This is a genomic window from Bdellovibrio sp. (genome assembly GCF_047637665.1).
Taxonomy (GTDB): domain Bacteria; phylum Bdellovibrionota; class Bdellovibrionia; order Bdellovibrionales; family Bdellovibrionaceae; genus Bdellovibrio.
Window position 1 is genome coordinate 23110 of the sequence record NZ_JBLJBT010000025.1, and the last position, 9940, is coordinate 33049.

General features: G+C 46.2%; 10 protein-coding genes and 1 pseudogene. 9 read left to right on the plus strand and 2 right to left on the minus strand.

From position 1 onward, the window contains the following. Window positions 1-6 precede the first annotated feature (6 nt). The 6 genes from lptC to ACM64D_RS08075 all read left to right on the plus strand — a co-directional run bounded on the left by lptC (window position 7) and on the right by ACM64D_RS08075 (window position 4500). Window positions 7-1008 carry an LPS export ABC transporter periplasmic protein LptC gene (gene lptC, locus ACM64D_RS08050; protein WP_415062689.1) on the plus strand — a complete coding sequence of 334 codons (1002 nt, stop codon included), beginning with the start codon at window positions 7-9 and terminating at the stop codon, window positions 1006-1008. Then, window positions 1005-1727, plus strand: a complete 723-nt coding sequence (gene lptB, locus ACM64D_RS08055) for an LPS export ABC transporter ATP-binding protein (RefSeq protein ID WP_415062690.1) — start codon at window positions 1005-1007, stop codon at window positions 1725-1727. The genes lptC and lptB overlap by 4 nt, the downstream gene beginning before the upstream one ends. A gap of 51 nt (window positions 1728-1778) precedes the next feature. Then, a complete protein-coding gene (gene rpoN, locus ACM64D_RS08060) occupies window positions 1779-3212 on the plus strand; it encodes an RNA polymerase factor sigma-54 (protein ID WP_415062691.1) in 1434 nt (477 codons plus the stop codon). Between the two features lie 204 nt (window positions 3213-3416). Further along, window positions 3417-3722 carry an RNA recognition motif domain-containing protein gene (locus ACM64D_RS08065; protein WP_415062692.1) on the plus strand — a complete coding sequence of 102 codons (306 nt, stop codon included), beginning with the start codon at window positions 3417-3419 and terminating at the stop codon, window positions 3720-3722. Between the two features lie 103 nt (window positions 3723-3825). Next, window positions 3826-4302 (plus strand): FKBP-type peptidyl-prolyl cis-trans isomerase, encoded by a 477-nt coding sequence (locus ACM64D_RS08070; protein WP_415062693.1) that lies wholly within the window; start codon window positions 3826-3828, stop codon window positions 4300-4302. Window positions 4303-4305: 3 nt separating this feature from the next. Then, a complete protein-coding gene (locus tag ACM64D_RS08075) occupies window positions 4306-4500 on the plus strand; it encodes a hypothetical protein (protein WP_415062694.1) in 195 nt (64 codons plus the stop codon). A 69-nt stretch (window positions 4501-4569) separates the two neighbouring features. Here ACM64D_RS08075 and ACM64D_RS08080 read toward each other — a convergent pair whose 3' ends face one another. Beyond that, window positions 4570-5037: an Hsp20/alpha crystallin family protein gene (locus ACM64D_RS08080; protein ID WP_415062695.1), complete on the minus strand. Its 468-nt coding sequence runs from the start codon at window positions 5035-5037 to the stop codon at window positions 4570-4572. 206 nt (window positions 5038-5243) lie between these two features. On the opposite strand from ACM64D_RS08080, the gene ACM64D_RS08085 reads away from it, so the two are divergent. Together ACM64D_RS08085 and ACM64D_RS08090 are read left to right on the plus strand one after the other, a co-directional pair. Then, window positions 5244-5750 carry a pyridoxamine 5'-phosphate oxidase family protein gene (locus tag ACM64D_RS08085; RefSeq protein WP_415062696.1) on the plus strand — a complete coding sequence of 169 codons (507 nt, stop codon included), beginning with the start codon at window positions 5244-5246 and terminating at the stop codon, window positions 5748-5750. After that, window positions 5737-8319 carry an erythromycin esterase family protein gene (locus ACM64D_RS08090; RefSeq protein ID WP_415062697.1) on the plus strand — a complete coding sequence of 861 codons (2583 nt, stop codon included), beginning with the start codon at window positions 5737-5739 and terminating at the stop codon, window positions 8317-8319. Before ACM64D_RS08085 ends, ACM64D_RS08090 begins: the two co-directional genes overlap by 14 nt. Window positions 8320-8327: 8 nt before the next feature. On the opposite strand, the gene ACM64D_RS08095 is transcribed toward ACM64D_RS08090, so the two are convergent. Beyond that, window positions 8328-9563 carry a hypothetical protein gene (locus ACM64D_RS08095; RefSeq protein WP_415062698.1) on the minus strand — a complete coding sequence of 412 codons (1236 nt, stop codon included), beginning with the start codon at window positions 9561-9563 and terminating at the stop codon, window positions 8328-8330. Window positions 9564-9714: 151 nt separating this feature from the next. Between ACM64D_RS08095 and ACM64D_RS08100 the strand changes: the two are divergent. Continuing rightward, window positions 9715-9940 (plus strand): annotated as a pseudogene (locus ACM64D_RS08100) (adenine phosphoribosyltransferase); the annotation flags it as partial.

A 9940-nucleotide genomic window follows, 5' to 3' on the forward strand; every position in this document is an offset into this window, starting at 1 on the left:
ACAAATATGGCTAAATTTAAGAACTTCATTTTTGTAGCACTTCTCATCCTTTTGTTTGTTGAGGTTCTTATTGTATTTCCTTCTCGCTTGGAGCATGAGGACGATGCGGAAGTGCGTGCGCGCATTGAAGCTCAAAATGAACGTCTTCGCCGAGGCGAAAAACCGGAAGAACCTAAAAGCTTGGCCGAACAAAAGATGCAAGGTGTTCATCTTGTGGAAAGTCAGCAAGGCAGTCGCGACTGGGAGCTTTTTTCAGTTTCTGCCGAAGGCAGTCAGGCCGCGGGGACTTGGAAGCTGAAGCAGGTTAAGGTTTATTTCTATAACAAAGAAAAAGTTGAATTCACCGTCACGGGGGATTCGGGCACGATTGATTCCAAATCCAAAGATCTGAGTGTCATAGGAAACGTTATGACTCGTTCTGAGAATGGATATGTTTTTCAGACGCCCTCGATATACTATTCTTCAAAGACAAGACTGATTGAAAGCCCCGAAGAAGTTCTTATGAAAGGCCCTCGCGACAACTCCGGCGAAGGGTTGTTGCTCAAGGGGCGTCGTATGAAGGTTTTAGTTGATCAGTCGAAGATGTTGATTCAAGAAAAAATCACAGCGGAGAAGCCTGAAAAAGCCGGTAAAAAATTTGAGATTGTTGCCGACGGAGCAGAATTTAGCGGCAAAAGCCGAGAAGCTCGCTTTTTGGGATCCGTTCGGATGAGTTACGATAATATGAAACTGGAAGGTCCCGAGGCCTCGTTCCTCTATAATACAGGCGCGGACATCTTGAGCTCGATCGCCATCAAGGGCGGGGTCAAGGTCAGTGATGCCGATAAATTCGCCACCTCGGACAGTGTGAGTCTGGACCTTTTGGCGAATAAGTACATTTTCAAAGGGCGTCCCAAAGTAATCCAAAATAATGATGAACTGACGGGCGAGGAAATCATCTTTCTTGATGGCGGAAAAAAGGTTAAGGTAGAAAGAGTGCGAGCCAAGGTGGAGAATAAAGATCAATGAGTATGCTCACCATCAAAGACATTTCAAAATCTTTTAAAAAACGCAAGGTCGTTGATGGCGTTTCATTCTCAGTTGAGTCGGGTCAAGTGGTCGGTCTGCTGGGGCCTAACGGGGCGGGGAAAACCACTTCTTTTTATATGGTTGTGGGATTGGTACAATCTGACTCCGGCAGTATTAATATCGACGAAGTGAATATCTCCCAAGAGCCTATGTACAAAAGAGCTCGTGTGGGTTTGAGCTACCTAGCCCAAGAGCCAAGTATCTTTAGAAAGCTGACGGTGGCAGAGAATATCGTCGTGGCTTTGGAGGCTCATGGTTACTCTGGCGCTCAAAGGGCCGAGAAGCTGGAGCAGCTTATTGGGGACTTCCATATCGATCACATCCGCGACAGCTATGGGTATGCCTTGTCGGGAGGAGAGCGTCGCCGGGTTGAGATTGCGCGTGCTTTAGCCGGATCACCGAAGTTTCTTTTGTTGGATGAACCCTTTGCCGGGATCGATCCGATTGCGGTCGCCGACATTCAGAATATCATCCGCGATCTTAAGGCCAAAGGTATAGGAGTTCTGATCACCGATCACAACGTGCGTGAGACTTTAGGTATTTGCGATTATGCTTATATACTGAAGGATGGGAAGATTCAGGTCAGCGGAAGTTCTGATGAAATCGCGAATTCTGATATTGCCCGTAAATTCTATCTTGGCGAGAACTTTAAACTTTAATAGCCATCAGGCAAGTGCCTGGGCCTAGTAACTTTTATGAAGGGGTAGTTAATGGCTCTTCGACAGACGATGAACCTGAGCCAGTCTCTGGTGATCACTCCGCAGCTGCAACAGGCGATCAAGCTTTTGCAGATGTCGCGTATGGAGTTAGAGTCGGCTGTTCGCTCCGAGCTCGAAGAAAACCCCATTCTTGAAGAGGCCGAGCAACTCAAAGAAGAAGATCTTCAGCGCACCAAAGAAGCGGCGACCGAAATTGAAACCGGTCCCGAAGCCAACGACCAGAATATTCAAGACCCACAAAAGCAAGATGAGTTTGAGTGGGAGTCCTATATTGAAGCCAATCAGAAACCTCCCCAGTCAGGGATGGCAGGTTCTGAAGAGATCATGAACTATGAAAACGTCATCACGGCGTCGCAGACGCTGGCGGATCATCTTTACTGGCAAGTGAAGATGAATGGTTTTTCTGAGGAAGAAGAAAAAGCCGCGGACGCTTTGATTGGCGCGATTGATGATGATGGTTATATTAAAGTCCCTCTTGAGCAGATAGCGGAAGAGGAGAAGATGGATTTGGGTCTTTTGGAAGACACCCTCACCCTGATCCATGAATTTGATCCTCCAGGAGTTGGCGCACGAGACCTGAAAGAATGTCTTTTAATTCAGGCCAAACACTTGGAAGAAGACACCCATGATCTGGTCAATTTGATTAATAATCATTTGAAAGATCTAGAAAAGAAGAATTACGAAGCGATCGCGAAAGCTTTAAGTCGCGAAGTCGAAGACGTTATTGAGATGTGCAAAATCATCTACGCCATGGATCCGAAGCCAGGGCGCGCCTTCGTGAGCAGCGATACTCACTATGTCACTCCGGATGTCTATGTATATAAAGTCGGTGATGACTATGTGGTGTCCCTGAATGAGGATGGTCTTCCTCGTTTGAAGATCTCTAATTTCTATAAGAATATGCTTAAAGGTGGAAAAACCTCGGGCGATAAAACTCAAGACTATATTCAAGAGAAGCTTCGCTCGGCGGTATGGTTGATTAAGTCCATTCACCAAAGACAAAGAACCATTTATAAGGTGGCAGAGTCCATCGTTAAACATCAGCGCGACTTCTTTGAAAAGGGTTCTGAGTTTTTAAAACCAATGGTTCTTCGCGATATCGCCAATGACATCGGCATGCATGAGTCGACTGTGAGCCGCGTGACCACGGCGAAATATGTGCACACTCCTCAGGGGATCTATGAGTTGAAATATTTCTTCAACTCGGGAATCAGCTCTTCGGACGGTGAATCTTTGGCCAGTGAGTCGGTTAAGATCAAAATCAAAGATCTTGTTTCCAAAGAAGATCCTAAGAATCCACTGTCAGATCAAAAGATCGTGGATATGTTGAAGGTAGAAGGTATTCAGATCGCCCGTCGAACGGTGGCAAAATACCGCGACATGCTGAAGATCTTGCCTTCTTCCCAGCGAAAAAAATATTTTTAATCCTAATTTCAAGCCTGCGATGGAAAAAGGTCGCAGGAGTGTCTTTTATTTTTCCAAGTCTTCGGTGGCGCATCTGGCGCCAAGATAGCTATATCTAATATTCTTAAAGCATGTTCTAATGATTTTAAGTAATGTCGTTCTCACAGTTCATTAGATGTCCTTTTGTCTTCTGCGAATGGCCCCAAGCTTTCAAGGAGGCAATAAATGGGAAAAAAAATATACGTTGGTAACCTGTCTTTTAGTGTAGATGCAAATCAGCTCTCAGAGATCTTTTCAGAGTTCGGGACTGTTGATTCTGCAAATGTAATCACAGATCGCGAAACGGGACGCAGCAAAGGATTCGCCTTTGTGGAAATGTCCGCTGACGGTGAGGCTCGCGCAGCTATTGATAAATTAAATGGTATGGAATTGTCAGGTCGTGCGATGAACATTTCAGAAGCAAAACCACAGGAGCCTCGCAATGGAGGCGGTTCTCGTGGTGGTGGATACGGCTCTCGTCGTTCTTACTAGATTATTCGAGCCTATTCAGTCTTAATAGTTCATTTTGAACACAAAGCCGACCATAAAACGTCGGCTTTTTTTCTGCAACTTTGTCTTACAGGAGGAAATGGTTATGAGTATTCAAGTGATCTCTTTCAACTGTGTTCTCAAAAACAAGGCAGGCCAGATCCTTAGTTCAACATTCAATCGTGAAGTGATCACCTCTGCGGATGGACAGGAAACGATCTTGAGTGGTTTAGTCGAAGGCTTGCAGAATCTCCAAAAAGGGGAAAGAAGACGGATCTGCCTTTCTGCGGAACAGGCCTATGGTTTTTACGATCCCAAAAAAGTAGTGTTATTTCCACGCAAGAAAGTCGCCAAGGACCGTATTCTTCGTTTTGGTGAAAATGTGGTTGTTCCGACGAAGTCGGGGCAGGCGCGTGTTTATCGCGTGGTGGAAATCTATGGGGATATGGTTGCCCTGGATGGGAATCACCCCTTGGCAGGTCAAGATCTGGTATTTGAAATTGAAGCGATCGAAGCTCGCGCGGCAACGCCGGAGGAAATTATGGAATCAAAGAACATCATCTCAACCCAGAATCTGCACTGACATATGAAACGAGATACACGCTGTCCGAATATGAATCATGGACGCTTGAATGCTCCGGTAAGACATTGTCCGATGTGTGGTGAGATCGTAAATAAAGCGGTTTCCAAAAGTCATTGTGATGACGCCAAACACGCCGCACGCAGAAAAGAACGAAATACGTTTTGTCATGACTGTGGCAAGAAGTTGACTCGGGATTGAAAGGCAAAAATTGGCATCCAACGAAGTAGTTCCGATACCCCCATGGAGGTATCGGAATACTTTTGTTTTTTAATGAATCGAGATCTGTTTCGCTTTTGGGCTTTCCGATTTTGGAACATTGATAATTAAAACACCATCCTCAAACTTTGCTTCGACTTTCTTTTCATCAATCGTCTGCGGTAATGTGAAGGTTCTGACGTAGGAGCCATAAGAAATTTCTGAGAGATATTTCTTCTTGGTCTTTTCCTCGCGTTCCTCTTTTCTTTCGGCCCGTACAGTGAGGCGATCATTGTCGACTTCGACTTTGACTTGATCTTTTTTAATCCCCGGCAAGTCAAACTTCATAATATAGTTTTTTTCATCCTCATTGACCTCACAACTAGGGGTGAAGTCCCCGCTCAAGGAACCTTCTTCTCTTCTTAAGTTCATGATCTCATTCATCAGTCGATCAATGGACTCCTGATAGCGTGACATTTCACGAAAGGGGGAAGACATCCAGCGATTAGAACCTTTCCATAGATCCAACGGATTAGCCATTTCTGCACTCCTTCTTGTGGTTGTTTTGCATTTGATTTTAGATTTGCTCCTGAGAGCAGCCACTTTACGAATTGTTAATCTGCCTTTAGGCAAATCAAAAGGCCTGCATAACCTCTATTCCTTTGTATCTTGAGGGGGTTCCTTGTGACCTCCAGATCCTGACGATTAAAATTTGTGGTGAGTCTTTACGCACACAGGAGTTTTTTGTGGAAACAGAACACGGCAAAATGAGTTCGTTGGATCAGGCGGAGTGTCTTCGCGTCTTAGAAAATAGTCCGATTGGACATCTTGGTTGTTTTTCCCACAAAGAGGTCTATGTGGTGCCGATCACCTATGTGATTGATTATCCCTACATCTATAGCCATTCGAGCAACGGGAAAAAAATCGCTCTCATGCAAAAAAATCCTCACGTGTGTCTGGAAGTGGAGGAGGTTCACAGTCTCTTTGAATGGAAGAGTGTCATCGCCTGGGGAACATTTGAACAAGTCAAAGGTGAGGAGGCCACCAAGGCCATGCGCCTGCTGATTCAAAGAGTTGTCAAAATGAATGGTGAAGAACACCTTTCTCCTCTGACCGTTGATTTTGCCGCGATGTTAGAGACGGCTGTCATTTATCGAATTCATATAAAGAAAATCACCGGGCGCTATGAGGGGAGTCTGCAAAATTTTGGTCTGGATGCGAACCATGAAAGAGGCACTCATGACACATTTTGAAAATCGAAAAGACGCCGGCAGAGCTTTGGGCGAAAGACTTCTCATATATAAAGATCAAGATCCCCTTATTCTCGCGATCCCTCGGGGGGGAGTTCCCGTCGCTTTCGAGGTGGCTAAAAGATTACAAGCTCCTTTAGATCTCTTGATGGTCAAAAAAGTGGGGCATCCTTTAAATCCAGAATTGGCCGTGGGGGCGGTCACTGAAAGTGGCCCTCCCTGGTTTAATCTGGATTTGATTCGCCGATTGCAACTTAGCATGGAGGAGCTGGAAGACGCGGCCAAAGCGAAGGTGCAGGAGGTTTCCAAACAAATGGAGAAATTCCGCTTTGGTCAGGCCCCGCCCTCCGTGAATGATCGAGTTGTGATTCTTATTGATGATGGCATCGCGACGGGAGCGACAGTTTTGGCGGCGGTTCAACTTCTTCGCGAACGAAATCCTTTGAAAATCATCGTGGCGACCCCGGTGGCCTCGGTCTCGGCCCTAGAGCAAATCAGGAAGGCGGCGGATGATCTGGTTTGCTTGTTAACTCCTGAAAATTTCTACGCTGTGGGGAATTGGTATCAAGATTTTGATCAGGTCTCTGACAAAGAGGTGATTGAAATTCTCAACAATCGGGGTTCCTTGCTCGGGGCTCGAGAAAAGGAACTCAATATTCGAGATGAGGGGATTGAATTAAAGGGGGATCTGACGTTAATTGAGAACATGCGGGGGCTCATCATCTTTGCCCATGGAAGTGGAAGCAGTCGACAAAGTCCGCGTAACAGATTTGTCGCAAAAGAATTGAATAAGATGGGCTTTAGCACTTTGCTTTCAGATCTTCTCACCGACAAAGAAGCCGCAGATCGAAAGAATATTTTTGATGTAGAGCTTTTAATACGTCGACTTCTAAAATCTACAGAAGCGGTTTTGCGACATCTTCCAGATCGCAAAACCCCCATCGGATTTTTTGGTGCAAACACGGGGGCCGCAGCGGCTTTAGGGGCTGCCGCCAAAAGTGAACGCGATATTTTTGCCGTGGTCAGTCGGGGGGGACGCCCGGACTTGGCTGAAAAGTATTTCGAGAAAGTCCGAGTTCCCACGCTTTTGATTGTTGGAGGCAACGACAAAACCGTGATTCCTTTAAATGAAGAGGCCGCTCGTCGATTGTCATCAGCCAAGATGGTCACCGTCCCGAAAGCCACCCATCTTTTTGAAGAGCCCGGAGCTTTGGAAGAAGTTGTCGAATACGCGGCGGATTGGTTTTTAGAAAACAGCCCGTCGTCCCGAAAGGTTTCAGAACCTAAAGAGAATGTTGTTCGCGAAATAGAAATGTATGCCCATCCTATCAAAAGAGAAGACTCCTGGGATGATTTGGTTGAACGGTTGTCAAAGTCCCGCATTGTTATGTTAGGCGAGGCCACTCACGGAACTGCTGAGTTCTACAGCGTACGACGAATGATTTCGCAGAGACTCATTCGGGATTATGGATTTGATTTTATTGCGGTGGAGGGGGATTGGCCGTCCTGCCAAAAGTTCAACGACTATATCCATAAGGACCAAGGGCGCAGTGCCAGGGAAGTCATGCGCCAGTTTGAACGTTGGCCGACATGGATGTGGGCTAATGATGAAACCGCGCTTTTGATTGAGTGGATGAAAGAGTTTAAATCCCATTTTTATGGACTTGATGTGTACTCTCTTTTTGAGTCTATGGATTATGTGCAGGCCTACGCTGAAAAAATGGATCATGAATTTGCCCAAGAAGTGAAAAACAATTATGCCTGTTTTGATCCGTTTGCACGGGATGAAAAAGCGTATGCCAAATATCTTGTGAAATTCACGGAGGGATGTCGCAGTGAGGTCGTGGAAAATCTGCGCAAAATTTTGCGTGTGCGCCTTGAAGACATCAAGGGTGTCAGCGAGGACCTCTTCAGTGCACAACAAAATGCTCGCATTGTGAAAAATGCGGAGGACTACTATCGCTCCATGCTTTTTGGGGGTCCCGAATCCTGGAATGTGCGTGATCAGCACATGATGGATACTTTAGAGATTCTTCTGCATCGTCATTCTAAAAACAGCAAGTGCATTGTCTGGGCCCACAATAGCCACATCGGTGACTATCATGCGACGGATATGCTGGAAGAGGGCTATGTGAATCTGGGAGGGCTTGCCCGCGAAAAGTTCGGGGTCGATCAAGTGGCTCTGGTGGGTTTTGGAACCTATCAAGGAGAAGTCTTGGCGGGGCCGGCGTGGGATGGGCCAGAAACTCACACGCCTCTGCCACCAGCGCGGGAGGCTTCTTTCGAGTTCTTTTGTCACAAGGCTTCGGAGGACCTTAAGTCACCCCGATTTTATATGCTCTTTGATGCGGAGGCGAGAAAGACCATTTTGGGAAGTCGCGAGTTTGGTCATCGCGCAGTGGGAGTCGTCTATCGCCCTCAGTTTGAAGAGCACGGTCGCAACTATGTTCCTACACAGGTAGCTCAGCGCTATGATGCTTTTGTTTTTATAGACAAGACAACAGCACTCAGATCAATACCCACGATAGTTTCGGATAAAGACCTTCCTGAAACCTGGCCGGGAGGAATTTAGTTGTCGTATTAGAATCTTTGAAGAAAAAGAACCCGCGTCCGAGAGTTGGGCGCTTGCAGAGACAGACTCTTGGCCGTAAGGCCCACGAATTCCGAAGACGCTGATAATGAAATCCAACTAGGCAGGAATCTTACAAAACGATAGGTTCTTAATTTTTCAAGACCCGCTTGTTTACTTTCGGCACTGGATTTTTCAAAACTTCGGGCGACTTTATTTCCAAAGTGATTGAGTTCCTCAAAGGCTAAAATTCCTGTCGCAACAATGTAACCCGCGGCCTCGCCCGCTCCCGAGCCTCCACTTTGCGCCAAAAGATAAAGCCCTCCGCCAACAATAGCAGCGCCCACCACTACGCCCGCGACACGTAAACTGTTTGAGGCAACAAATCCCACCGATTTTTCCGCACCCACGGCCGTGTTCAGGCCATAATACTGAGCCATGTAATTGGATTTCATAACCACATTCCGGATCTGTGAATTTCTTTCTTCATGTCGCAAAAACCAAGGTAACGTCGCAAAGCGGATCGAAATTGTCGGAGCCGTGCTTTCATCACGAAACTCAGGGGCCAGGGTGCCTTCCTTCCATACGATTTGAGGTCCACTGCCATCAAAGACCACACTCAAATCTTGAGGAGGTTGGGACATTTCAATAAGGGGAATGAGACTCTTATTTTTGCTGAGTTCATAAGCCTTGCGCAGATCCACCTGCGCGTCCTGCCATTCTCCGAGGGCCATCCAAATTCCCGCAAGCCAGATTCTTAAGGCCGGATCATCAAAGTGGGATTGATCTTCTTTGACGTAGTTTTGCAAAAAAAACGTCGCACGACGAGTTTCCACGCGGGCTTTTTCCCAATCTTCGTTGCGCATGAAAAACATCGCATTCAAAAGATGCATGATAATGATTTCGTGCTCTGCCGGAATGTAACCGTCTTCTGTTTCGTTGTAGAAGAAATATTTTGTCTCACGCAAAACACTGGTGAATTGTCTTTCATCCAGGGTTTTTGTTTGTTTCATCAGGTCGTCGTGATTTTTCTCTCCCTCCCAAAAAGACAGCCAGGATCTTTCGATGGAGGTGACAAAGCCACCTTGTTCTTTTTCTGGAAAATGCTTTAGTGCTTGGGGTAGATCCCCGGATTTGAAGGCCGCCTCGGAATATTTGTATTCAGAGTCACGGATGATCTGATGTGTCGAGCAGGCACTCAAGAACCAAAGCATCCCAATAAGAATGAAAACAGAGAAGTATTTCATCGCTCTCCGAAGCTAATACGAAAAAGGGTTCAGAGTCGAAAAGAAAATTGCTCTATCAAAGCTATCACTCTTTACTCGAAGCGGCGTTTTGAATAAGAATATGGAAGAACTGTGTTTGAAAAGTCGCACCCCTTGTGTGGGAGAGGATACAATGGACTTAAAGAGTTTAATTCGTGATGTGCCCAATTTTCCTCAAGAAGGAATTTTATTTCGCGACATGTCTCCTCTGTTGCGGAACCCCGAGGCTCTGAACTTCGTGTCAAAAAACTTGGTGCAAAAGGTGGATCTTTCGAAAGTGGACTATTTTGCCGGAATCGAGTCCCGTGGTTTCATTCTGGCGGCGCATTTGGCGGCGACCCATAAAAAAGGTTTTCTTC